This is a genomic window from Ensifer sp. SL37, from assembly GCF_026672675.1.
Lineage (GTDB): Bacteria > Pseudomonadota > Alphaproteobacteria > Rhizobiales > Rhizobiaceae > Ensifer > Ensifer adhaerens.
This window is the reverse complement of the sequence record NZ_JAPPRN010000006.1, coordinates 1979091-2003823: the sequence shown is the minus strand read 5'-3', so window position 1 is coordinate 2003823 and position 24733 is coordinate 1979091. Positions and strand designations below refer to the sequence as shown.

Annotated in this window: 23 protein-coding genes; 10 read left to right on the top strand and 13 right to left on the bottom strand. The window is 63.6% G+C overall.

The genetic code is table 11. The features are described from left to right. Positions 1-2: 2 nt before the first annotated feature. The gene (locus OVA00_RS21760) at positions 3-1256 is read right to left on the bottom strand and encodes a sarcosine oxidase subunit beta family protein (protein WP_089044947.1); all 1254 of its coding nucleotides are present in this window, start codon (positions 1254-1256) and stop codon (positions 3-5) included. Between the two features lie 324 nt (positions 1257-1580). On the opposite strand from OVA00_RS21760, the gene rpsU reads away from it, so the two are divergent. From rpsU to OVA00_RS21745, 3 genes are all read left to right on the top strand, one after another. Further along, a complete protein-coding gene (rpsU, locus tag OVA00_RS21755) occupies positions 1581-1793 on the top strand; it encodes a 30S ribosomal protein S21 (protein WP_034786884.1) in 213 nt (70 codons plus the stop codon). Between the two features lie 263 nt (positions 1794-2056). After that, positions 2057-2944, top strand: coding sequence for a tetratricopeptide repeat protein (locus OVA00_RS21750; RefSeq protein WP_034786887.1), 888 nt, complete (start codon positions 2057-2059; stop codon positions 2942-2944). 135 nt (positions 2945-3079) lie between these two features. After that, positions 3080-3556, top strand: coding sequence for a DUF992 domain-containing protein (locus OVA00_RS21745; RefSeq protein ID WP_034786890.1), 477 nt, complete (start codon positions 3080-3082; stop codon positions 3554-3556). Between the two features lie 112 nt (positions 3557-3668). Here OVA00_RS21745 and OVA00_RS21740 read toward each other — a convergent pair whose 3' ends face one another. From OVA00_RS21740 to OVA00_RS21715, 6 genes are all read right to left on the bottom strand, one after another. Next, positions 3669-5069: an NAD(P)(+) transhydrogenase (Re/Si-specific) subunit beta gene (locus tag OVA00_RS21740; protein ID WP_268089609.1), complete on the bottom strand. Its 1401-nt coding sequence runs from the start codon at positions 5067-5069 to the stop codon at positions 3669-3671. Positions 5070-5079: 10 nt separating this feature from the next. Further along, the gene (locus tag OVA00_RS21735; protein ID WP_034786897.1) at positions 5080-5490 is read right to left on the bottom strand and encodes an NAD(P) transhydrogenase subunit alpha; all 411 of its coding nucleotides are present in this window, start codon (positions 5488-5490) and stop codon (positions 5080-5082) included. Beyond that, positions 5490-6635: a Re/Si-specific NAD(P)(+) transhydrogenase subunit alpha gene (locus tag OVA00_RS21730; RefSeq protein WP_060517563.1), complete on the bottom strand. Its 1146-nt coding sequence runs from the start codon at positions 6633-6635 to the stop codon at positions 5490-5492. Before OVA00_RS21730 ends, OVA00_RS21735 begins: the two co-directional genes overlap by 1 nt. A gap of 387 nt (positions 6636-7022) precedes the next feature. Next, positions 7023-7247 carry an aa3-type cytochrome c oxidase subunit IV gene (locus OVA00_RS21725; protein WP_034786900.1) on the bottom strand — a complete coding sequence of 75 codons (225 nt, stop codon included), beginning with the start codon at positions 7245-7247 and terminating at the stop codon, positions 7023-7025. A 235-nt stretch (positions 7248-7482) separates the two neighbouring features. After that, positions 7483-8256 (bottom strand): N-acyl amino acid synthase FeeM domain-containing protein, encoded by a 774-nt coding sequence (locus OVA00_RS21720; protein ID WP_060517561.1) that lies wholly within the window; start codon positions 8254-8256, stop codon positions 7483-7485. A 232-nt stretch (positions 8257-8488) separates the two neighbouring features. Next, positions 8489-10798 (bottom strand): putative bifunctional diguanylate cyclase/phosphodiesterase, encoded by a 2310-nt coding sequence (locus OVA00_RS21715; RefSeq protein ID WP_060604689.1) that lies wholly within the window; start codon positions 10796-10798, stop codon positions 8489-8491. Between the two features lie 429 nt (positions 10799-11227). Here OVA00_RS21715 and OVA00_RS21710 point away from each other — a divergent pair, with 429 nt between their 5' ends. Beyond that, positions 11228-11986: a gamma-glutamyl-gamma-aminobutyrate hydrolase family protein gene (locus OVA00_RS21710; RefSeq protein WP_034787271.1), complete on the top strand. Its 759-nt coding sequence runs from the start codon at positions 11228-11230 to the stop codon at positions 11984-11986. 1 nt (position 11987) lies between these two features. On the opposite strand, the gene OVA00_RS21705 is transcribed toward OVA00_RS21710, so the two are convergent. The 3 genes from OVA00_RS21705 to OVA00_RS21695 form a co-directional block, all read right to left on the bottom strand. Continuing rightward, the gene (locus OVA00_RS21705; protein ID WP_268089608.1) at positions 11988-12992 is read right to left on the bottom strand and encodes a 2-hydroxyacid dehydrogenase; all 1005 of its coding nucleotides are present in this window, start codon (positions 12990-12992) and stop codon (positions 11988-11990) included. A gap of 27 nt (positions 12993-13019) precedes the next feature. Further along, positions 13020-14042: a LacI family DNA-binding transcriptional regulator gene (locus OVA00_RS21700; RefSeq protein ID WP_034786913.1), complete on the bottom strand. Its 1023-nt coding sequence runs from the start codon at positions 14040-14042 to the stop codon at positions 13020-13022. A 169-nt stretch (positions 14043-14211) separates the two neighbouring features. Beyond that, on the bottom strand, positions 14212-14709 hold the full coding sequence (locus tag OVA00_RS21695; RefSeq protein ID WP_034786917.1) for a MarR family winged helix-turn-helix transcriptional regulator: 498 nt from the start codon (positions 14707-14709) through the stop codon (positions 14212-14214). Between the two features lie 113 nt (positions 14710-14822). Here OVA00_RS21695 and OVA00_RS21690 point away from each other — a divergent pair, with 113 nt between their 5' ends. From OVA00_RS21690 to OVA00_RS21680, 3 genes are all read left to right on the top strand, one after another. Next, complete coding sequence (locus tag OVA00_RS21690; protein WP_268089607.1) at positions 14823-15614, top strand: creatininase family protein; 792 nt, start codon at positions 14823-14825, stop codon at positions 15612-15614. 79 nt (positions 15615-15693) lie between these two features. Further along, positions 15694-17088 carry a hypothetical protein gene (locus OVA00_RS21685; protein WP_268089606.1) on the top strand — a complete coding sequence of 465 codons (1395 nt, stop codon included), beginning with the start codon at positions 15694-15696 and terminating at the stop codon, positions 17086-17088. 77 nt (positions 17089-17165) lie between these two features. Beyond that, positions 17166-18044, top strand: a complete 879-nt coding sequence (locus OVA00_RS21680) for a glycosyltransferase family 2 protein (RefSeq protein WP_060517551.1) — start codon at positions 17166-17168, stop codon at positions 18042-18044. A 15-nt stretch (positions 18045-18059) separates the two neighbouring features. Here OVA00_RS21680 and OVA00_RS21675 read toward each other — a convergent pair whose 3' ends face one another. Further along, positions 18060-19151: a glycosyltransferase family 4 protein gene (locus OVA00_RS21675; protein WP_060581273.1), complete on the bottom strand. Its 1092-nt coding sequence runs from the start codon at positions 19149-19151 to the stop codon at positions 18060-18062. Between the two features lie 187 nt (positions 19152-19338). On the opposite strand from OVA00_RS21675, the gene OVA00_RS21670 reads away from it, so the two are divergent. The 3 genes from OVA00_RS21670 to cysE are packed head-to-tail and all read left to right on the top strand — an operon-like array spanning position 19339 to position 22269. Beyond that, positions 19339-20442: a CobW family GTP-binding protein gene (locus OVA00_RS21670; protein WP_060517547.1), complete on the top strand. Its 1104-nt coding sequence runs from the start codon at positions 19339-19341 to the stop codon at positions 20440-20442. Then, on the top strand, positions 20442-21431 hold the full coding sequence (locus tag OVA00_RS21665; protein WP_113293572.1) for a WD40 repeat domain-containing protein: 990 nt from the start codon (positions 20442-20444) through the stop codon (positions 21429-21431). Before OVA00_RS21670 ends, OVA00_RS21665 begins: the two co-directional genes overlap by 1 nt. A gap of 10 nt (positions 21432-21441) precedes the next feature. Next, positions 21442-22269: a serine O-acetyltransferase gene (gene cysE / locus OVA00_RS21660; protein ID WP_113505622.1), complete on the top strand. Its 828-nt coding sequence runs from the start codon at positions 21442-21444 to the stop codon at positions 22267-22269. Positions 22270-22286: 17 nt separating this feature from the next. Here cysE and OVA00_RS21655 read toward each other — a convergent pair whose 3' ends face one another. Both OVA00_RS21655 and OVA00_RS21650 read right to left on the bottom strand, forming a co-directional pair. Further along, entirely contained in the window at positions 22287-23471 is a 1185-nt protein-coding gene (locus tag OVA00_RS21655) for a ZIP family metal transporter (RefSeq protein ID WP_268089605.1), read from the bottom strand. Beyond that, the gene (locus OVA00_RS21650) at positions 23468-24595 is read right to left on the bottom strand and encodes a multicopper oxidase domain-containing protein (RefSeq protein WP_268089604.1); all 1128 of its coding nucleotides are present in this window, start codon (positions 24593-24595) and stop codon (positions 23468-23470) included. Before OVA00_RS21650 ends, OVA00_RS21655 begins: the two co-directional genes overlap by 4 nt. Between the last annotated feature and the right edge of the window lie 138 nt (positions 24596-24733).

The window sequence follows — 24733 nt, the reverse complement described above, 5'->3', positions numbered from 1 at the left end:
CCTCAGTGCGCAACGGCGGCGGCAGCCGCTTCGTCGATGAGCCGGCCGGTGCGGAAGCGCTCCAGCGTCAGCCCTGCGGCGAGACGATGCGGCTCGCCCTTGGCGATCAGATGGGCGAAGAGATGGGCCGAGCCCGGCGTCGCCTTGAAGCCGCCCGTACCCCAGCCGGCGTTCAGGTAGAGGCCCGGAACCGGCGTGACACCCTGGATCGGCGAGCGGTCCTGGGTGACGTCGACGATGCCGCCCCACTGCCGCATCATCTTGACGCGGCGGAACATCGGGAAGAGCTCACAGATCGCATCGAGCGTATGGGTAATGATCTGCAGGCCGCCGGTCTGCGAATAGGAATTGTACTGGTCGGTGCCGGCGCCGATGACGAACTCGCCCTTGTCGGACTGCGAGATATAGGCATGCACCGAGTTCGACATGACGACGCAAGGGAAGATCGGCTTCAGCGGTTCGGAGACCAGCGCCTGAAGCGGCTGGCTCTGGAGCGGCACGCGCACATCGGCCATCTGCATCAGCACCGAGGTGTGGCCGGCGGCGGAAATGCCGACCTTCTTGGCGCCGATATAGCCGCGATTGGTGTCGACCCCGACGACCCGGCCGGCCTCGTCGCGGCGGATGCCGGTCACTTCGCAGTTCTGGATGATGTGCACGCCGCGGTCGGAGGCCGCACGCGCATAGCCCCAGGCAACCGCATCGTGGCGGGCCGTGCCGCCACGGCGCTGCAGGGCCGCCCCGTTGATCGGGTAGCGCGCAGTCTTGGCGATATCGAGCGGCGGGCAATAGGCCTTGGCCTGCTCCGGCGTCAGCCACTCGTTGTCGATGCCGTAGAGACGGTTGGCATTGATGTGGCGCTTGAACGACTGCTGGTCATGGATGTTGTGCGACAGCATCATCACGCCGCGGGGCGAATACATGACGTTGTAGTTCAGATCCTGCGAGAGGTTTTCCCAGAGCTTCAGCGAATGCTCGTAGATGTCCATGCTCTCTTCATAGAGATAGTTGGACCGGATGATCGTCGTGTTGCGGCCGGTATTGCCGCCGCCGATCCATCCCTTTTCGAGCACCGCGACATTGGTGATGCCGTGCTCCTTGGCAAGGTAATAGGCTGCTCCCAAGCCATGGCCGCCGCCGCCGATGATGATGGCGTCATACTCCTTGCGCGGCTCCGGCGATGCCCAGTGCGGGCCCCATCCCTTGTGGCCGCGCAGCGCCTCGCGCGCCACGGCGAAAACTGAATATTTGCGCATCGGCCCGTTACTCCCGGTGATCATTCTCGTTGGAGTTAGAAATCGCAAATCCGAGACCTGCGCAACGTTTCTTTTGCGACGCATTTGCGTGGACTTGCGCGCAGTTGCGACATGACTATGGATCGGTTAAGCGGCGGGGGATAAGTCGCGCGACACTCGTATCTCAGGTTTTTTTCAGCGCCGCCTCATGTCGTCGCTGGACTTTCGCCTGATGATCTGGTATCCGCTCATCTAATCGTAAAGCTTCCAGCTTAGCGAATGTCATTCTTTTGCCTCCGCACCTGACGGAGCAGCAAACAACACGAACCAAGGAACGGGATTCACGTGCAGGTACTAGTCCGCGATAACAATGTCGATCAGGCGCTCCGCGCTCTCAAGAAGAAGATGCAGCGCGAAGGCATTTTCCGCGAAATGAAGATGCGTGACTACTACGAGAAGCCGTCCCAGAAGCGCGCTCGCGAAAAGGCTGAAGCCGTTCGCCGCGTCCGCAAGCTGGCACGCAAGCGTGCACAGCGCGAAGGCCTCCTGGCTCGCTGATTTGTCGTTTTTTCGACGCTATTCGATGTAAGTCGTGGCGGGGGCGAAATATCGCCACCGCCTTTTTTTGGTATGGACATCTTTTCCGCCGACAGGCTAGCGTGCTCGACGCTGCCACCGACGGACGACCGACCGGAGTGTTTGGACCGGTGGTCTGCCAAGGCCGACTTTGGCCCGGCTTGAGGAGCCCGCGGGGAGTTCAGCGGCTCCAGAAACGGAAAGCCGATGGCTTTCGAGACCTTGTCGATTTGAGGGATCAACCTTTGACACTTGCTGCCATGACTGCGGACGTCTCCGGTTTTAATGTCCATGAGGCGTCTCGCCGCCACCAGCGCAAGCCGAGGCTTGCCGCCATGCTGCTTCTCGGCTCGGCCCTCCTCATCGCCGGCTGCACGACCGACGGTCCGGACTCCGTCACCAACAAGGTCGAGCGCGAACAGGGCTCGCAGGAAAACATCGCCTCGCTTTCGAGCGTCATCGCCTCCAACCCGAGCGATCCGGAAGGCTACAATGTCCGCGGCTCGGCTTACGGCCGCGCCGGCGAATACCGCCGCGCGATTGCCGATTTCGACCAGGCGATCAAGCTGAACCCGCGCTTCTACCAGGCCTATGCCAACCGGGCGCTCGTTCATCGCAACATGGGCAATACCCAGGCAGCGCTTGCCGACTACAACACGGCCCTGCAGCTCAACGCCAACTACGACGTCGCCTATATCGGCCGCGGCAATCTCTACCGCCAGGCCGGCCAGCTCGATTCCGCCTTCAACGATTTCAACAAGGCCATCCAGCTCGATACCACCGATCCGCGCGCCTATCACAATCGCGGCCTGATCTACCAGGCACGCAACCAGCACGGTCAGGCGATCGAAGACTTCTCGACCGCGATCTCGCTGTCGCCGAGCTCGCCGGAACCCTATAACGGCCGCGGCATCTCCTATGTCGCACAAGGCGACGACGACAACGCCTTCTCCGACTTCAACACCGCGATCAACCTGAACGGCAAGGTCGCCGAATCCTGGGCCAACCAGGCGCTGATCTACGAGCGCAAGGGCGACAAGGCCAAAGCGTCGAAATCCTATTCGCACGCGCTGCAGCTCGACCCGAAATACGAGCCGGCCCGCGCAGGCCTTGCCCGCGTCAAGGCATCCTGAGCCAACCCGATCACGCATTTCGAAACGCCCGCGACCGCATCGCGGGCGTTTTCGTTTGCAGGCATTGCCCTCTGCACAGCGGAACCTTCCTGCCCGCCATCCGTTTGCTTGAAGCATCAAGAACGGAGACTAGCCATGATCAAACGAACCCTCGTCACTGCGCTGGCGCTCGCCGCGCTTGCCACGGGCCCGGCCGCCGCGCAAAACTATGTCGCCCTTGGCCGCCTCGTTTGTGGTTCGGAAGGCGGCACTGGCATGATCCTGACCTCAACCAAGAACCTGATGTGCACCTTCACGCCCACCAATGGCGCACCGAAGGCCGTCTATGCCGGCACGATCCGCAAGATCGGCATCGACATCGGCAAGACGGGAAAGAGCACGATGATCTGGGACGTGCTTGCCAAGACAGGCACACCGATCAGCGAATTCGCGCTTGCCGGTGAGTATTACGGCGTCGGCGCCGATGCGAGTCTCGCCGTCGGCGGTGGCGCCAAGGTGATCGGCGGCGGCACCAACAAGGCGTTTATGCTACAGCCGGTCAATGTCCAGGTGCAGGAAGGCCTGAACCTCGCCGTCGGCATTGACGAGCTGACACTGGCACCGGCTGGCTAAGTCGACCTGGACTAAAGCTCGACACATCGCCGCATACGGCGCGCGCATCTCCTTCAACGCAAAACGCCCGCCGAAAGGCGGGCGTTTCTTTATCGGTCGATGCGAGCAGCCCTCAGGCGTGCAGCGCCTTGACGATGTCTTCCGTCACCTTCTTGGCATCACCAAGCAGCATCATCGTGCCGTCCTTGTAGAACAGCGTGTTGTCGATGCCGGCATAGCCGGAGCCGAGCGAACGCTTGACGAACAGGCAGGTCTTGGCCTTGTCGACGTCAAGGATCGGCATGCCGTAGATCGGCGAGGACTTGTCGTCGCGCGCCGCCGGGTTGGTGACGTCATTGGCGCCGATGACATAGGCGACATCGGCCTGCGCGAACTCTGAATTGATATCCTCGAGCTCGAACACTTCGTCATAGGGAACGTTTGCTTCCGCCAGCAGAACGTTCATATGGCCGGGCATGCGGCCCGCGACCGGATGGATCGCATATTTGACCTCGACGCCGGCCGCCTTCAACTGGTCGGCCATTTCGCGCAGCGCATGCTGCGCCTGGGCGACCGCCATGCCGTAGCCGGGCACGATGATCACCTTGGAGGCGTTCGCCATCAGGAAGGCCGCGTCATCGGCCGAGCCCTGCTTGACAGTGCGCTGGACGCCGTCGTCACTGCCGGCCGCTGCTGGCTCACCGCCGAAGCCGCCGAGGATGACCGAGATGAACGAGCGGTTCATGCCCTTGCACATGATGTAGGAGAGGATCGCACCGGACGAACCGACGAGCGCCCCGGTGATGATCAGCGCCAGGTTGCCGAGTGTGAAGCCGATACCGGCCGCCGCCCAGCCCGAATAGGAGTTGAGCATCGAGACAACCACCGGCATGTCGGCGCCGCCGATCGGAATGATGATCAACACGCCGAGCGCCAGCGACAGTACGACGATCAGCCAGAACACCGTCGTGCTTTGGGTCAGGACCAGCATGATCACCAGCACGACGAGCGCGGCGGCCAGGCCGGCATTGATCGCATGCCGACCCGAAAGCATGATCGGCTTGCCGGACATGCGACCGTCGAGCTTTAGGAAGGCGATGACCGAGCCGGTAAAGGTGATCGCGCCGATGGCGACGCCGAGCGACATTTCGACCAGCGCCTGCGCGTGGATGTCACCGACCGTGCCGATGCCGAAGCTTTCCGGCGCATACATGGCGGCCGCCGCCACCATGACGGCCGCAAGACCGACCAGCGAGTGAAAGGCAGCAACAAGTTGCGGCATCGACGTCATGGCGATGCGGCGGGCGATGAACGCACCGATACCGCCACCGATGGCAAGGCCGAGCACGATCAGCATCAGGCCGCCGAAACTCGGCTTGGCGAGCAGCAACGTCGTGACGATGGCGATGCCCATGCCGACCATGCCGTAGGTGTTGCCCTTGCGGCTGGTGGTCGGATGCGAAAGGCCGCGCAGCGCCATGATGAACAGGACGCCCGAGACGAGGTAGAGGAAGGCTGCGAAGTTGGCGTTCATCAGGCCGGCCTCACTTGTCTTTTTTCTTGTACATGGCGAGCATGCGCTGGGTGACGAGGAAGCCGCCGAAGATGTTGACGGAGGCGAGCACCAGCGCGATGAAGCCGAAGCCGGTCGCAAGGCCCGAGGCGGAAATGCCGACGGCCAGCAGCGCGCCGACGACGATAACCGAGGAAATGGCGTTGGTGACCGCCATCAGCGGCGTGTGCAGCGCCGGCGTCACCGACCAGACGACGTAATAGCCGACGAAGATCGCCAGCACGAAGATCGCCAGGCGAAAGACGAAGGGGTCGATCGCGCCGCCGGTGGCGCCATGGGCGACGGCACCGGCCGCATCCGGCACATATTCGGCCGCGGTGCGGACCGCTTCCACCGCCCGGTCGAGATCGGCGAGCGCCTTGTCGAGAAGTTCATTCGCCATCACTTGTCCCCCTTGCTGGCGCCGAAGTTCGGATGCACGACCTGACCGCCATGGGTGAGCGCAGTCGCCTTGACGAGCTCGTCTTCCATGTTGAGCGCGAGCGCCTTGGTCTCCTTGGAGACCATCGTCTCCAGGAAGGTGACGAGGTTCTTGGCATAAAGCCCGGAGGCGGAAGCGGCGATACGGCCAGGCACATTCAGATGGCCGATAACCTTGACGCCTTCGACCTCGGCGACCTTGCCGGCCTCTGCCCCCTCGACGTTGCCGCCGCGCTCGACCGCAAGGTCGACCGCGATCGAACCGGGCTTCATGCTCTTCAGCATCTCGCGGGTAACGAGCCGCGGCGCCGGACGGCCGGGGATAAGCGCCGTGGTAATAACGATGTCCTGCTTGGCGATATGCTCGGCGACAAGTGCTGCCTGCTTGGCCTGATAGTCCTTGGACATTTCCTTGGCGTAGCCGCCGGCGGTCTCAGCCGCCTTGAACTCGTCGTCCTCGACGGCGATGAACTTGGCCCCGAGCGAGGCGACCTGCTCCTTGGCGGCGGGACGCACGTCGGTTGCCGAGACCACGGCCCCGAGACGGCGGGCCGTCGCGATCGCCTGCAGACCGGCAACGCCGGCGCCCATGACGAAGACCTTGGCGGCAGGAACCGTGCCGGCCGCCGTCATCATCATCGGCAGCGCCCGGTCATATTCGTAGGCCGCGTCGATGACCGCCTGATAGCCGGCGAGGTTGGCCTGGCTGGACAGCACGTCCATCGACTGCGCGCGCGTGATGCGCGGCATCAGCTCCATCGCAAAAGCGGTCAATCCGGCATTCGCCATCTCGGCAATCGCCGCCTCGTTGCCGTAGGGATCCATGATGGCGATGACGATGGCGCCGGACCTGTAGCCGGCAATCTCGGCACTCGTCGGCCGACGGACCTTGAGCACGACATCCGCCGTCCTGGCGTCTGCCGTCGTGCCGATCCGGGCTCCGGACTTTTCGAACTCGGCATCCGGAATGCGCGACAGAAACCCGGCGCCCGCCTCGACGACGACGTCGAAGCCGAGACCTTTCAGTTTCTTCACAGTATCCGGTGATGCGGCAACGCGACCCTCGTTCGGATCCGTTTCCTTGGCGACGAAGACGATCTCGCTCACAAGTCCCCCCTCCTGGCCGCAATCGAGCCAGGGCCGGAATGCGGGCATTCTCTCCGACTGCAAAGCGGGTGGCCTACCGGGCCGACACGCCCTCATGTGCGCGGCACACCTGTGCCCGGCGCAATCGTCTGGAGCAAGCCATCGCCTGGATGCGGGACCTTTGGCGATCCACCGGCATCGAGCCGCAATCGGGCTCTGCGGGCCTGCTGTCCACTCCTCCCTCACTCGGGTGAGGATTATCCACCCCTGCCCTACGACGGGCATCCGGGCCTCAAGCCATATGCGTCGGCACCTCCAGCCGGCGACATGCAGCTTCTTCCGGGCAAACGCCCGGTCGCCGAGGAAGCACGGTCTGCGCTCCCTCAACAGTCGGTTTGGTCGCGCCGATTAGCGAAGGAAGAAGAAACCGGCGACGTTGATCAGAATGAAAAGCACGATCGAGGAGATCAGGCCCATCGTCGTGAAGAAGCCGGCAGCCATCGCGATCAGCAGGGCGACGCAGAAAAGCGTGCCGTACTTCGAGGCACTCAGGAACATGAGGTAGGTCTTCTCGTGTTCCGGATAGTCCATCGGAGCGCCCACATCGACCGGTCCAGAATGATGCTCAGCCATCGTTCAAAATTCTCCCTGAATGCCGCGGCGCCACCTTGGGGTCATCGCCGCCCCTATCGAAGCATGGTCTCGCGAAAAGCCGCGAAACCCTTATAGCTGCCCTTACACAATGCGCACGGCTGGCGCAACGAAAACCCGTTCTTTAGCCGTACCTGATGGGGCGAAATGTCACGCCACACAGCAAGGTGCGGCGCGCCTCGACGCGCCCCGAATTCGCATGCGCAATCAAGGCCGCTTACCGGAAGACGGACATCCGGTAGGAGCGGCCGTAGCCGGTCTGCGCCATGCGCGCGGTCGGCAGGATCGTCAGCGGCGCAAACGGCACCTCGCTGCGGTCGGCAAACATCATGCGGCGTTCGAACGGTTCGGAATCGAAGACCGGGTAGCGGTCGAGGATCGACGGCCGCTGCCCCCGCACCTGTGCCACCAGAAGCGCGCCGTCGGCATTGTAGACACCGAGGTTCTCGCGCTTGGCGACAACCGTCTCCGACGCAAAGATGCGCTTGTAGAAAGCCGCGTGGCGCGGACGGCAGGCCGTCAGGCAGCGGTCGGCAGCGAAATACTCGCAGGCCATCGCGACCGGTCGCAGCGTCAGATAGGGAAGCGCCCGCATCTCGTCGCCGATCACGTCAGGATCGACCGCCAACCGGCCGGGATCGACCAGCACCATGCCGGCATCGAGGAACGCGTCGATCTCAGGAGCGAAGATCATGCCCGACGTGCTGGCGCGATGATCCGGCGTCACATGATGAACGCGCACGGTGCTGACAAGCACTTCGTCTAGATAGAGACCGAAGACATAGGCGTGACTGTCGAAATCGAGATCGTCGATCAGCGTCGAGCCGGTCAACTCCATCAGATTGACGGACTTGTAGGACTTGTAGCGCAGCCGCGCGATGTCCTCCATGTCCTCGCCGGTTTCGACCCGCCGGTATTCGACGCGATCGAGCAATTGCATCAGTTTTTCAGAAAAGCGCCCAGGCTCAGCCTGGTGAACCGTCTCACCCATACTCAACACCTCATGGTTAACAAATCGTTAACCTATTGACGGGTGATGGGGCGGCAACCGCAAATCGAAACAGTTCACCGTTAACTTTTCATTAACCATAAAAATTCGTGAACTTATTTGCTCGATTTGAAATCAAGCGCACCAAAGCGGGATCAATTTGGCGCACCTAATCAATGACTTGCTACCGGAAAACCAGCAGCAAAACAGGACAGTTTCAAGAAGATTTCAGGGGTTAGGCGATGCGCTTGCTGGTGGTTTTTGTGCCTCGTTTTGGCACACCATTCTTGCAAAGCGTAGCAATGGCCGAAGCCGGCATGGGTGCGGCAAAGACGAAGCCCTGTATCAAATCGGCACAATTGTGCTCGTTGATAAGTTGTAGCTGGTCCGCCGTCTCGACACCTTCGACGACGATGCGCAGGCCGAGCGCGCGGGCAAGGTTGGCGGTCCCACGCAGCAGCTTGAAGCGCCGAGAATCCTCGCGGATGTTGCGCACGAAGGAACGGTCGATCTTGATGATGTCGACCGGCAGCGCATCGAGATAGCTGAGGCTCGAGTAGCCGGTGCCGAAATCGTCGATGGCGATGGTGATGCCCAGTCCGCGCAGTTCGCGCAGGATCGCCTGCACCTTCAGCGGCTCGTCCATCAGGCAGCTTTCCGTCACTTCCAGATGCAGCCGCGCGGCATCGAGACCGGTTACGCGAAGTGCGTCCGTGACCATGACCACGATTTCGCTGCTGCGAAGGTCGAGCACCGACAGGTTGACCGACACCGATACGTCGCCCGGCCAGTTCATGCAGTCCCGGCACGCCTGGTCGAGAACAAAGCGGGTGATTTCCGTGACCAGCCCGAGCTCTTCGGCAAGCTGGATGAATACGTTCGGCGGCACCGGCCCGCGTTCGGGATGGGTCCACCGCGCCAACGCCTCGCAGCACTCCACGCGCCCGCCGTTCGGGGCGAACATCGGCTGGTAGGAGAGCGTCAGGCTGCGGGCGTTGATCGCCTCGCGCAGGTCCGCCTTCAGCTTCTGGCGATCGACGTAGCGCGCATCCATCTCGGCCTCGAAGGCCGTGCAGCCACCGCGGTTGCGCAGCTTTGTTTCCGAAAGCGCAAGATCCGCCTTGATCTGCAAGTCCTCGAGCTTGAGGTCGAGGCTCGAAGCGATGACGATGCCAGCGCTCATCGTCATGCTGAAGGTGAAGCCGCCGGCTTCGTAAGTATCGCGCAGATCGGCATGAAGTCCGCGCATCCGCTCTTCGAGTGCAATAGCGTCACTGCCACCGGGAATGAACACGACGAACTCGTCGCCCATCAGCCGCGCGACGATCGCATCGTCACCGGCAAGCACCCTTAGCCGGCCGGCAATCGCATGAAGCAGTCTGTCGCCGACGATATGGCCGCGCATGTCATTGACGTGCTTGAATTCCGTTACGTCGAGAACCATCAACCCGACCAACCGTTCGGCCGTGTCGTCCGCGCTCACCGTCGCCTGCACCAGCTCCCCGAAATAGTCGCGGCTCGGCAGCTGCGTCAGCTTGTCGAACCGCACCATATGCAGGATCTGCTTTTCCGCCTGGACGCGCGCGGTCACGTCTTCAAAAATCAGCACCGTGTCGCCGTTATCGCGGCGGCTCGCCGAAAATTCCAGATGCAGCTCTTCGCTGACGGGGATCAGCACCTGCGGCCGCTTGCCCTTGAGCAGAAGGTCGAGCTGGCGCGAAATGGCCTTGGTCTTGTCCGGATCGAGCCGCATGCGCCGGGCGCCGCGCCGGATCACATCATCGAGCAGCCAGCCCTTGAGTTCGGTGCGGTCGCCGAGGGCCAGCAGTTCGCAGGCCCGCTCGTTGGCGACGACCACCCGGCCATCGGCATCAAGCATGAACAGCCCATGCGTCATGTTGTTGAGCGCCGTGTCGAACTGGCCGGCGATCGTGGCGATCTCGCGCGCTGCCATCACGTTTTCATAGAGGAAGGCGCGCACATTGTTGGCCATCATCCAGGTGGACAGGATGAAGGGCAGGATCAGCACGGCAAGCGCCAGCATGAACACGTCCTGCAGCGTGAGCAGGCCGATGACGATCGGCAGGCAGGCCGAGGAAGACAAGAGGAGCACGGCCCGCTCGGAGCCGTAATTGCGACCGACGAGCGAAATCATCGACGCAAGCGTCACCGAAATGGTGGCGAGCTCGGAAAAGGAGTCCTGGCTGATGGCGATGGCGTAGCCACAGGCAATACCGCAGGTGAGCGTGACGCTGACGCCGCCGACGATGTAGCGGTTCTCCCACTTGCGGACCATCGCCCGATCAGCATTGGAGAAATCCTGCCGGTCGAACCGCGCCATGTCGAGATTGCGCAGCGCCCAGAGGACGAAGATCACACCGGAGCAGGCGAGATAGAGCGGATCACTGGTTTTCAGATAGACGAGCAGGAACGTCACGACATGCGACAGCATGCCGATCACCAGCGTTTTGCGATGTTCGTAGAGCGAGCTCACGGATGACAGATACACGTCAGTCGGAAGAGCGCTCTGTCCAAGTCGCATCATGAACCAAGCTCCGGTTTACCGGATTGTTAGGGGTGATCACTTAACGAAAGATTTCGTCTAACGCCCCGAAAAATGTACCGAATCCCAGCAAAACCACGTGTCTTCGCCGGCATCGCCCAAGAGTTCAACTCAGTAGTGCGAACCGCACGGGACAATACTCGGTTTCTACAACCAAACATAGGCATTCGCACAATAAAACGGCTTGATCGCAACTTCGACAATTCTGCGACGCCCGTAGATGATCCCAAACTTGCGCCTGTGATGGTTACTCGTTCTTGAAGAAATACCTGCGATTTCCTGCCGTTTCGGATCGCTCCTCCTGTCTCGCTGCCCGGGATCGGCGCGACGATCGCGCTCACCACCTTCTCAGTTGACTTTCATCTGCAACTGAAGGCAAGGCTTTTCTCAAGCATCCAACGGAGCCTGATGATGTCGAAACCTGTCGTTGCCATCCCGTGCGATTTCCGCGAATTCGACGGCAATGTCTGGCATGTCGTTGCCCATCAATATGTCCGCGCCGCCGTCGAAGGCGCCGGCGTCATGCCCTTCCTCATCCCGGCACTCGAGACCGGCAACGACATCGACGAGATCCTCGACCGGGTCGACGGCGTGCTGGCAAGTGGCGCCCGCTCGAACGTCCATCCCTCGCTCTATGGAGCCGAGGCCAAGGAGAGCGACGGCCCCTTCGATCCCGGCCGCGACGCGACCAGCCTGCCGCTCATCACCCGCGCGCTGGAGCGCGGCGTGCCGCTTCTCGCCATCTGCCGCGGCATTCAGGAACTGAACGTCGCGCTCGGCGGCACGCTCGCCTCCGAAATTCAGGACCAACCGGGCATCTGGGATCACCGCAAGCCCGACGTGAAGGAACTCGACGTCGCCTACGGCATCCGCCAGGACGTGATCGTCAAGGAAGGAAGCTGCCTCGCACCGGTGCTCGGCGCCGGCCGCATCCGCGTCAACTCGCTCCATCGCCAGGCGATCGGCGCTGCCGCGCCCCGTCTTGCGGTCGAAGCGGTTGCCGACGACGGCACGATCGAGGCCGTCTCGGTGATCGGCTCCAAGGCCTTTGCCGTCGGCGTGCAATGGCATCCGGAATATTGGGTGCGCACGGACACGCCGTCCGCGAGCCTGTTCAAGGCGTTCGGCGATGCGGTCAGAACCTACGCCGCCGGTCGTCTGGCCGCCTGAGCTATCTGTTTGACCTTGCGCCTGGCGCGTCGACGTCGGGCCTTAGTCCGCGTCGCGTGAACGGTGTTTCCGGCACGGGCGTCAGCGCTTTGCCGGTCGAGAACCACGCCACGACGTTGTCGGCGACGAGGTCGGCCATGGCGTTGCGCGTCACCGCCGAGGCAGAGGCCACGTGCGGCAGGAGCGAAACATTCGGCAGCGCCACAAGCGCCTCCGGCACCTGCGGCTCGTTCTCGAAGACATCGAGACCGGCACCGGCGATCACGCCCGCCTGAAGCGCCGCGATCAAGGCCTGTTCGTCGACCGTCGAGCCGCGTCCGACATTGATCAGCACCCCATTGCCGCCAAGCGCGGCAAGCACCTCGGCATTGACCGTCCGCCGCGTCGCCTCGGTGCCGGGTACTATGACAACAAGCGTGTCGACCGCAGCTGCGAGCCCCGTCAGCGTCGAATGGTAGGCATAGGCAAGGCCTTCGCGCGGGCTGCGCGTATGGTAGGCGATCGATACGCCGAAGGCTTCGAGCCGCTTGGCAGTCGCAAGACCGATGCGTCCAAGACCGTAAAGACCGACGCTTCGACCCCGCAGCGACAGCGGCGATAGCGGGAACGCGCCCTCGCGGCTCCAGCGACCTTGGCGCAGCCATTGCTCCGCCTGCGGCAATTTACGGAGCGTGTTGAGCAGCAGCCCGACCGCGGTATCGGCCACTTCTTCCGTCAGGACGTCGGGCGTGTTGCTGACGGCAATTCCCTTGGCCGCGGCATGCCCGACCTCCACCCCGTCGTAGCCGACGCCGAAATTGGCGATGATCTCAAGCTGCGGCAGGGCATCCATCAGTGCAGCCGGCACGCGCCCGGAAACGGCGATCGCCTTGACGTCCTGCATCTGCGGCGTCACCAGCGTCGCATCGGCACCTTCGATCTGCACCACGTCGAACCGGTCCGCCAGACGATCGATCACCCGCGGATTGATTTTTCCGGGCACGAGAACGCGAATGCGGGCAGACATGGCAATTTTCCTTGCGGGTGATGGACCTCAGGCGATGACCCGCAAGGGGCCGGTCGACTGCCGGATGCGCATCTCCGGCTTGATCAGGTGAATTCCATCCGGCTCATGGCTGCCGGAGAGCTTGTCGAGTAGTGCGCGGGCAGCACTGCGGCCGACATCGGCCTGCCCATTCCAGACGGTGGTGAGCGCCGGCGTCGCGATCGACGCCTCTTCCAGGTCGTCGTAGCCGGTCACGGAGATGTCGACGCCCGGCACGAGGCCGGCGCGCGCGATGCCGTTCATCATGCCGATCGCCACGAGGTCGTTCCAACAAACGACCGCGGTCGGCTTCTGCGGCAGCGAAAGCAGGTGCACTGCGGCCTCGAAGCCGCCCTGCTTCGTGCGGGGCCCGGGAATGCGCAGTTCCGGATCGACCTCGATGTTGGCCTTGCGCAGCGCGTTGACGTAGCCCTGGTAGCGGTCGCGTCCGGTGGAGGTCTCGTCCGTGCCGCCGACCATGGCGATGCAGCGGTGGCCAAGGCCGATCAGGTGGTTGGCGGCAAGCGAGATGCCGTAGGCGTCGTCGCCGCGGAAGATCGGCACGTCCACGCCCTCGATCGAGCGGGCGATCAGGATCGCCGGCATGCCGTTGTCCTCGGCGAGCTGGATGTCCTCCAGCGGCGTGCCGATCGCCGGCGACATGATGACGCCGTCACCGCCGAGCTGCAGCAGCGTCTCGATGAAATCGCGCTGCTTGTCGACGGAATCGTAGTGATTGGAAAGAATGAAGGTCTGCTTGTCGCGGTCGAGTTCGGCCTCGATCGCCTTCAGGATTTCCCCGTAGAACGGGTTCATGATGTCGTGCACGACGACGCCGATGATGCCCGATCGCGATGTCCTGAGACTGGCGGCGCGGCGGTTGTAGATATAGCCGAGCGCGCGCGCCTGTTCCTTGATCTTGTCGCGGGTGACGGTCGCCACCAGCGGGCTGTCACGCAGGGCCAGGGATACCGTCGCCGTCGAAAGACCGAGTGTTTCCGCGATCGTCGAAAGCTTGACCTTTTGCGCCACGATGCCCCCTGTAAGCCCTGTTTCGCCCCATCCGCACGAACCCCAGCCAGGAGCGGTGCGTCAAACCATTCGGCACCCTTCGCGCGCCTTTGAGACGGCACGCGTGCCACAAATTTAAATCCCTATTTAAACTGTTTAAATCGCCGCGGCAATATGCGGCAAATCCGGTTCAGTCGGCCGCGCGCGCAGCCTGAAGATTGCTGTCGACGGCGCGCAGCAGCTTCATCAGCGTGCGAACCTGCTTGTCGGTCAGACCACGGGTCGCGAGCTTTTCCGAGTGCTGACCGGCCTCGGCGATTGTCTGCAGCCGGTTGCGGCCGGGCTCAGTGAGATAGACCTTGGTGAGCCGGGCATCATCGTCGTCCGGCCGCCGCTCGAGAAAGCCCTGCGCTTCCATGCGGCCGATGGTGCGGGTCATGGTCGGCGCCTTGACGCCGAGCTTGACCGCGAGCCCGCCGGCCGTCAGGCCATCGGTCTCGGCCAGCGCCAGCATGACGCCATCCTGTCCGGCATAGAGGCCGCTTTCGAGCAGATTGCGGGAGAGCACGGTGCGCATCGACCGCGCAGCCTGGACAAGGACGGCGGCAAGATCGTGAGGCTCGATCAGGAGCTCGTCCTTCTTCTTGCCGTTCTTGCCCTTCTTTTCGGCCTTGTTCTTCTTGCCCATTGGACCTCCTGCCGAATCCCGTCTCGAACACTTATAACAATACAGCTTGCGATTACGAACTGTATGACTCAAATAACAATTTTACGACAATTGACGTGGAGGATCGAAGAGAAATGTCGATGCCCGAGCCGCGATGGCAGGACAATCCGGCCGATCTTCCGCCTGACGCCCGCCGCGACTGGATCGCGGTGCTGCCGCTCGGCGCGCATGAGCAGCACGGACCTCACCTGCCCTTCGAAACCGACACGCTGATTGCCCAGGGGATCGTCTCCCGCACCATCGCCGTCCTTCCCGCCGATCTGCCTGTAACCTTCCTGCCGGCCGAGCCGGTCGGCTACTCGATCGAGCACATGGATGTCGCCGGCACCCGCACGCTCGCCTATGACGAGGCCGTGGAGCGCTGGCTCGGCATCGCCGGGGATCTCCATGGCCTTGGTATTCGCAAGCTCGTGATGCTGAACGCCCACGGCGGCAATTCGCCGTTGATGACGATCGTCGCGACCGAAGCGCGCGTGCGCTTGAACATGCTGGCGGTCGCAACCAGCTGGACCCGCTTCGGCCAGCCGGACGGCTGGATCGCGCCAGAAGACAAGGCCTTCGACATTCACGGCGGCGATATCGAGACTTCGGTGATGCTGGCGCTGCATCCTGACAAGGTGGACACGACAAAAGCGTCCGATTTCCCCTCGCGTCAGCGCGACTTTGCCGGTCGCTTCAAGCATCTGCGTGCCTACGGCCCGCATGCCTTCGGCTGGAAGATGCGCGACCTCAACGCCGATGGCGTTGCCGGCAACGCGTCAGCCGCAACGGCTGCGCGCGGCGAGGCGCTGCTTGCCCATGCCGTCAAAGGCCTTGTCGAACTGCTCGAAGACGTCAGGGATTTCGACCCGTCTGAACTCGCCTGACGCGTGAACCGACGCCCGGCAAACACTTTCTTTGCGGTTTTGCGCTATCAAGGACGTCCGTTGGAAGAGCAGAGAACCCATGGCGAAGATCATAGCGCTCGGCGCCTATTTTTATCAGGCCGTCATCGCCTTCGGCCTGCTGATCATCGTCGCCCATTGGCTGGCGCCTGCGGACTACGCCAGCTATTCGCTGTTCGTCTCGATCTGCCAATTCGCAGCGATCGCCGCTTTCGAATGGGTGCGCTTCGCCTGCACCCGCTTCTATCCGGGGCCGGACGCTGACAGCGAGGCGGCTGAGCGGCGCACGATCCTCGTTGAAGCGACGGTCTGCGCAGCACTCTGCCTGGCCGCAGCCTCGATAGCCGTGTTCTTCGGCGTGCCGGCGGTCGTCGCCCTTGTCGGCGGTCTGGTGTCGATCGCGCAAGGGGGCAGCGACCTGCATCTGACGATGCTGCGGTTTCGTCAGGACTTTCGCGCCTTTTCCGTGTTGCAGGGATCACGCGCCACAATTCTGGCAGTCGGCACGCTCGCCGGGGCATTGGCCTCGCCCACCTTCCTCTCGACGGTCACGGGGCTTCTGGCCGGCTACGCTGCCTACGGCCTGCTCGCCTCGGTTCTTTCCCGCAGCCCGGCAGCGCGACCGACCGTTGCACTGGAGACTGCGCGCTTCCGCAAGCACCTCGTCTATGGCAGCGTTTCGGCCGGCGCTGCAACGGCCGCCATGTTCGCGCCGCTCGCCCTCAAGACGCTGCTGACATCCGTTCTCGGAGCGACGGGTGCCGCCGGCGCGCTGTTGGCGCTCGACCTTTTGCAGCGGCCCTTCGTGCTCATCGTTTCGGCGCTTCAGGCGATCCAGTACCCCGAAATCGTCGCCGCCCACGACCGGACCGACAACCGCGCGGACCTCGCCCGGACGCTCGGGCAATACTATGCCCTGCTTGCCAGCTTCGCGCTGATGATGGCGGCCGGCATCTTTGCAGTGCTCCTGCCGGTCACGTGGGTCGTCATCAGCCCGGACCTGCAGCAGGGGTTCCTCGCCACGGCGCCCGCGATCATCCTCATTTCGCTTGCCCGCACGCTGACGCAGATCATGTTGCCGACGCCGCTGCACCTGAAGCAGCGTCTTGCGCTGATCCTTCTGCTCGCCGTCATCGACTGCCTGCTGCTGAACCTCGGGGCGCTCGCGGCGCTGGTTGTCGCAGGCCCGAGCGATACGGCGCTTGCGACCGGTGGTGCGATCGGCGCGGTCCTTGCGACCGCCTTCGGTCTGCGCCTGATGGCGGTGCTTCCCTTCGACCTCCCCTGGTCGCCGGTGCTTCTTGCCGCCGCAGGGCTCGCCACGGCTGGTTTCGCCTTCGCGCTCGCCGGCGAAACCAGCTATCTCGCGATCGGCGCCGGCATCCTCGGGGGCGGCGTCCTGTGCCTCCTCGCACTCAACCAATTGCGGCTGATGATGCGGGCTCCGGCCCCATAGGGCTGGAAACAATTGCGCTAAGAAAAACTGCACGAATTTCCGGTTAGATCGCCGCCGAAACGTTCGGAGAGTCCGCCATGAACATCGTCGTCGGCATAGCGACCGCAGGCCGCCGCGAAGTCCTTTCGGAGACCCTGCTGCATCTGACGCGGCAGACCCGCTTGCCGGACTCCATCCTGGTCTGCCCGAGCGCGCCCGAGGACATCGACGAAAACCGCCTCAGTGCCCTCGCAGTCGACGTCCGCGTCGTTAAGGGCAGCAAAGGCTCGAGCGCGCAGCGCAATGCGATCCTCGACCACGCGACGACCGCCGACCTGATCGTCTTCTTCGACGACGACTTCCTGCCACACCACGACTTTCTCGCAGAGTCCGAGCGATTGTTTGCGCGCGAGGCGGATATCGTCGTTGCAACCGGCCTGGTTCTGGCAGACGGCATTCACGGACCCGGCATTTCGGTGGCCGATGCGAAGGCGATACTCGATGGCGACGCCGGTCCCGCGCCCGAGGATCAAATCACACCCGCCTTCAATGCCTACGGCTGCAACATGGCCTTCCGTGTTGCGGCGATCGCCGTCGAGCACACCCGCTTCGACGAGCGCCTGCCGCTCTACGGCTGGCAGGAGGACGTCGATTTCTGCCGGCGACTTGCGTCACGCGGGCGCATCGTCAAGTCGCCGAGATTGCGCGGCGTCCATCTCGGCAACAAGCGCGGCCGCACCTCGGGTTTGCGTTTCGGCTACTCGCAGGTCGCCAATCCGCTCTATCTGCGCAACAAGGGCACGGTCGGCCTCAAATGGGCGCTGCGTCTGATGGGGGGCAACGTCGCTGCCAACATCCTCGGCAGCGTCAGGTCGCAAGGCCTCGTCGACCGCCGCGGTCGGCTGAAGGGCAACGTCATCGCCGTCTTGGATATGCTGCGCGGACGGTTGGACCCGATGCGCGTGCTCGACCTCTAACGCCCTCCGCAGCCATCAAGCCCGGCTGGCAGCCAGCATGTTGAGCAGCACCACCGCGCTTCCATCCCAGGAAAAGCGCTTGGCATTGTCGTAACCGGCATGCGTCAACTCACGACGCAAAGTCGCGTCGGCCGAAATCATCCGCATTGCCTCGACCAGCGTTTCCGTCTTCAACGGATCGAAATAGCGAACCGCGTCGCCGCAGGCCTCGCGCACCGGCGGGATGTCGGCGGCCAGCACCGGGCAGCCTTGCGTCATCGCTTCGAGCGGCGGGATGCCGAAGCCTTCGTAGAGGCTCGGAAAGACGAAGGCGACAGCGCGGCGTTGCAGCCCGGCGATCTCCGCGTCGGTCAGGCGCCCCGGAAAGATCAGGTCGCCCTTCGACGTCGGCGCGATGTCGCGAAACACGTTGGGATCGGTGCCGCCGACGACGACAAGCTTGTGGTCCCGGGCGCCAAGGGTCTCGAAGGCGCGGACAGCGAACTCGACATTCTTGTTGGGTTTCAGGGTGCCGACAAGCAGGAAGAAGGGCGTATCGGTCAGCCCGAGCCGCGCGATGACACCGTCGTCCGGCTGAAGGCCGGCGAAGTGATCGGTTGCATTGTAGATCACGTCGATACCGGCCGAAGGCACGCGGAAGACGTCGGCTAGTTCCTTGCGCGAGAAGTTCGAGACCGTGCCGATCTTCGCCCTCCGTGTGAGGAGATAGCCGAGCGTTCCGTGGAACAGTCGGTAGCCGCGGCCAAAGGAGGCCGGATGGCGAAAGAGCGTAACGTCGTGGATCACCACCACCTGGTCGCCATGCAGCACCGGCCCGCTACCGCCGAAGCCGATGAGCGTGTCGCGGCGTGACCGCCAGAAGAGTGGCCCCTGCTCCCACAGATGGCCCGGGCCGGAGCCGAAGCGCTCCACCGAAATCGCCTTGAGGCCGAGATCGTCGACAGCCTTGCCGGGAGCAAGGAGCCGCCAGCGCACGCCCTTCAGCGCATGCGGCACCGCACCCGAAGCGATGCGCTGATCGAGCGCCCGGGTCATCTCGCGGGCGAAGCGCTGCACGCCCGTAAGCGGCTGGGTCAGGAACCGGCCGTTGATGGAAATCGTCTTCACGTGCGCACCCCTTCGATGTGCCGCGCACTCTCGCCGATCTTGATGAAAGGAGGGTTATCGGGATCGCAGCGATCAACGCCGCCCGACCGGCAAAATCGCCCGCGCCATTTGCGCATCGCCGCCGCATCTCCTATATGAGACGCGACTAGGATGCCTGCTCCCGCATCCGGAAATCCCAGAGGTTCCCATGACCGAAACATCCCCGCAGAAGCCGATCCCCGTCACCGTGCTCACCGGCTATCTCGGCGCCGGCAAGACGACGCTTTTGAACCGCATCCTCAGCGAGAACCATGGCCGCAAATACGCGGTCATCGTCAACGAGTTCGGCGAGATCGGCATCGACAACGACCTGATCGTGGAATCCGACGAGGAAATCTACGAGATGAACAACGGCTGCGTCTGCTGCACCGTGCGCGGCGACCTGATCCGCGTGGTGGAAGGCCTGATGCGCCGCCCCGGCCGCTTCGATGCGATCATCGTCGAGACCACGGGCCTTGCCGACCCGGTCCCGGTCGCCCAGACCTTCTTCATGGACGACGACGTGCGCGCCAAGACCGAGCTTGACGCCGTCGTCGCGCTGGTCGACGCCAAGCACCTGCCGCTCCGGCTGAAGGACAGTCGCGAGGCCGAAGACCAGATCGCCTTCGCCGATGTCGTTCTGCTCAACAAGACCGACCTCGTCACGCCCGAGGAACTGGAGCGCATCGAGGCGACCGTGCGCGTCATCAATCCGTCGGCCCGCATCTATCGCACCCAGCGCTCCGAGATCGATCTCGCCAAGGTCCTCGACCAGGGCGCCTTCAATCTCGAAAAGGCGCTGGAAAACGATCCGCACTTCCTCGACCAGGACGATCACGAACACGATCACACCTGCGGTCCGGATTGCGGCCACGATCATCACCATCACCACCATGATCACGACCATCATGATCATGACCACGATCACGACCATCATCACCACCACGATGCCCCCTCGCCGATCCACGACGTGACGGTGCAGTCGATCTCGCTGCGCGGCGGCGAGATGAACCCGGATCGCTTCTTCCCCTGGATCCAGAAGATCACCCAGACGGACGGCCCGAACATCCTGCGCCTGAAGGGCATCATCGCCTTTGCTGGCGACGCCGAGCGTTACGTCGTTCAGGGCGTTCACATGATCATCGAGGGCGATCACCAGCGTGCGTGGAAGGAAGGCGAAAAGCGCGAAAGCCGCCTCGTCTTCATCGGCCGTGACCTCGACCGCGAAAAGCTCGAGCGCACCTTCAAGGCCTGCGAGGCGCAGCCGAACTGATGCCGACTGTCGCTCCCCTCGATCTCGAAGGTCACGTCGTCGGCGTGGCCTTTCTCAAAGGCGTCCCCTTCTTCGCCGAAGCCACCGGCGCCATCCACCGCCTCGACCTCGGCCACAAGACGACGGAGGTCCACGAAGGCCTGCTATCGCTCGTGGTCGACGAAGCCAACGATACGCTGCTGACGGGCGGCGAAGATGGCAAGGTCATGCGCACCGCCGCCGACGGTACCACGGCGCTGGTCGCCGAAGCGCCGCGCAAGTGGATCGCCCAGGTTGCCGCCGGCCCGCAAGGTGCCGTTGGCTATGCCTATGGCAAGACCACGCACGTGAAGCTTGCCGACGGCACGACGAAGGAATTCGCCGAGCAACGCACCGTCGAAGGCCTCGCCTTCGCGCCGAAAGGCCTTCGCGTCGCCGCAGCGCGCTACAACGGCGTGTCGTTGCATTGGGTCGGCACATCGGGCCAGCCGATCGACCTCGAATGGAAGGGCGCCCACACCGGCGTCACCTTCTCGCCCGACGGCCGCTTCCTCGTCACCACGATGCAGGAAAACGCGCTGCACGGCTGGAAGCTCGACGCCAAGCCCGGCGCCGAAGCGCGCCACATGCGCATGACCGGCTATCCGGCCAAGGTGAAGTCCTTTTCCTGGTCGGCCAAGGGCAAGTGGCTCGCATCCTCGGGCGCGCCGGCTGCCATCGTATGGCCCTTCCAGGGCAAGGACGGCCCGATGGGCAAGGCGCCGCTCGAACTCGGCACCCGCTCCGACATCATGGTGACCTCCGTCTGCTGCCATCCGGCCGAAGATATCGTCGCCATCGGCTATCAGGACGGCATGATCCTCGGCGCACGCTTTGCCGACAGCAAGGAAGTGCTGCTGCGCCGTCCCGGCAAGGGCGCAATCACCGCCATGGCGTGGAACAAGGATGGCCGGCAGCTGGCCTTCGGCTCGGCCGAGGGCGACTGCGGCGTCGTCGATATCGCGGGATAAACGGTGGCGCATGACCGCATTGATTGAGACGCTACGGTACGAAGGCTCGCTTGCGGCACCGCTCGCCGATGGCGCGGTCTGGAGCCTGATCCGGGCGGAAGCGCGCGCGCTTGCCGCACGTGAACCGGTCATGGCGCCCGCCCTGATGCCGATCATCGATGCCGGATCGGATGCCGAATTGCTGGCCGGCGTGCTCGCAGCCGGCTTGGCCGTCGCGCGCGTCGACGAACGCTCGCTTGCGCAGCTGCTCGCCGACGTCTTCAAGGCAAACCCTCAGATCCTGCTGGCGACCGAAGCCGATCTTCAGGCGGTGAAAGAGCGTGACCCGGCCTGCCCGGGCCTCAAGCATGTGCTGGTGAACCTCAAGGGCTTTCAGGCACTGCAGACCTACCGCGCTGCTCACCAGCTCTGGGTCGACGGCCGCCGTGAGGTCGCGAGCTGGCTCTCGAACCTCGCCTCGCTCGTCTTCGGACCTGACATTCATCCGGCCGCCTGCATCGGCAAGGCTGTCATGCTCGACCATGGCTCCGGCATCGTCATCGGAGAAACCTCGGTCATCGAAGATCAGGTCTCGATCCTGCAGAACGTCACGCTCGGCGGTACCGGCAAGGAAACCGGAGACCGCCACCCGAAGATCGGCCGCGGCGTAATGCTCGGCGCCGGCGCCAAGATCCTCGGCAATATCGAGGTCGGCGCCTATAGCAAGGTCGCCGCCGGCAGTGTCGTCCTCAAGACCGTTCCGCCGCGCACCACCGTCGCGGGCGTGCCGGCAACCGTCGTGCGCATCCATCGCGTCGATGAAATTCCGGCAGCGGAGATGGACCAGACGATCGTCTGATCCCATCCTGTTGCCCGTCAGATCCTCACCAGCGCCGCGGTGGCATACATGAATGCCGCACCGGCTGCGAGGCCGGCCAGAACCGGCGGCGTCAGGAACACGTCGCTCCTGCGCTCGCTCTGACGCATCAGATAGGCGCCGACTTCGACGATCACCTGCAGGATCGCGCCCGCCCCGATCGCCAGCGCCAAGGCGGACCATTGCGCCGAGGCGGCAAGGCTCCCGAGCCACATGCCGATGACGGCCGGGCTGCCCGCCAGCAGCGTCAAACCGACGAAGACCGAGAACGGCGGCCTCTTCTTCAGGATCGGCGCGGCGATGCCGATGCCTTCTGTGACATTGTGGAGCGCAAAGCCGAGCACGAGGAAGGTGCCGAGCCCGGCCGAGCCGGCCGCAAAGGCGGCCCCGATCGCCAGCCCCTCGCCAAGATTGTGCAGGCCGATGCCGAGCGCGATGTAGGTGGAGAGCGCCAGCCCGGTCGGCGCACCGCTTCGCCGGCCGATTGCCATCAGCAGGAGGAAACTGCCTAAGCCTGCCAGCACCACCATGACTGGCCCCTGGAAGATCGCCGCGGCTTCGCCGGCAAGCTCGAGCGCCTCGCCACTCGCATCGACCAGCAGGAAGCCGAGCAGGCCGATCGTCAGCGACAGTAGAAAGGCCATGCCCTCGCGCCCAACACCACGCAGCACCGGATAGAACATCAGCCCGACGGCCACGGGCACGATGCCGACGATGATGCCGACCAGGGCTTGCAGCCGCAATTGGCCCGTCGTCGCCTGGGGCGTCGGCACGGCAACCGCAATGTCATGCGCAAAGGTGGCGCCGGTGTTGGTCACCACCTTCACTGCATGCGCCTCACCGAGCATCCAGGGAAATGGCAGTTTCAGCCATGCGGCCCCACCGCGTGCGATCGGCCCCGGCGGGTCCTGGGCGAATTGCCAATAGGCGTCGTCCACCTGGACCTGTGCCACCGTCATCGGTTCCGATCCGCCGGCGCGAACAAGCAGACTGAGACCACTATCGTCGAGAACGGTTCTTTCGAAGGTGAGGTTTTCGACCGGCGGCGCACCGTTGCGAAAGCCCGACAACGGATCGGTTGATACGAGCCAGGCAACGGCGATGCCAAAGACGATAAGAGGCAACGCCAGCCACACCAGGTTGGTCTTTGCCGCGCGAATGGCAGCTCTTGGCATCTCGTTCATGCGAGCGCCTCCACCACGTCGAACATGCCGACCCAACCAAGCTCAGTGAACTCGGTCTGGTGCGGGTGGAACATGTAGAGGCCGGGTTCGTGCTCAGCGAAGGTGAATTCGAGGATGCCGCGCTGCGCCTGGCACTGGGTGATGAGATCGACGGTTTTCAAAGTCGGCGTCAACGTCGTGCCCTGATCGTAATAGTCGAAGAAATTGGCGTGCAGGTGGAAGGAGTTGATCGGGTCGAACTCGATGACGTTGATGAGATAGATGCGCACCGGCCTGCCCTTCACGATCCGGATTGGCCGTTTCATGAAGGCGTGCGCGATGGTGTTGACCGCATAGAATTCGTTCTCGGCATCGAAATTGGTGTCGAAGGCGTTCATCACCATCACCAGTTCCTGCCAGCCGGCATTCTCTGGTGTGCCGAGCAGCCTGGAGCGGGCGACCTCCACATGCTCCGGCCGGCGCTCCGGGTCGGGATCGATCACGAAGGCGCCGTACATGCCCTTGTGGATGTGCCGGCGCAACGGCATCGCATGGCAGTGGTAGAGATGGCAGCCGAAGGGCTTGGCATCGAACTCATAGATAAATTCGTCACCCGGATCGACCATGCCGGCCCCAGGAACGCCGTCCATGCGCGCCGGGTGAATACCGTGGAAATGGATCGAGTGCGGATGCGAAGAATAGTTGCGAAAGACGATCCGCAGCCGCTCGCCTTCCTTCGCCCGGAGCGCCGGCCCGGGGACCCGACCGTTATAGGTCCAGGCGGGAAATTTGATGCCGGGCGCGATTTCGATCTCGCGGTCCTCCGCCGTCATCTCGAAGGTGCGCAGCGTCCGTCCGTCCGGCAGCGTCGAAACCGTACCCGTGTCCCAATCTGTGAGCATCTCCGTCGGGTCGAAGCCGTTGACGGCGCTATCGACCTCGCCGACCGTCATCATCGCGCCATGTCCCATGGCCGGCATCGGCTCCTGTCCCGCCGCTCCCGATGGCGCGGCATGACCGACATGGCTCGCCTGTTGTTGACCCAAGGCGGCGCTGGTGCAGATCGCCGTTCCACCCGCTGCCGCCAGCCCGCCCATCAGCAGACTGCGCCTTCGCAGCAGGTCCGGTCTTGTCGGCTTGTCCATATTCGCCCCTCTCCCTCATTGGGTAACACGCACCGCACCGCGCCTGACTGGGGCCAGCAACGATCCACCTGCTTCTGCAAATCATTTGCAACAACATCAATAGTGCAAATGCATCCCATTCGCAACTGACTTGGGAAG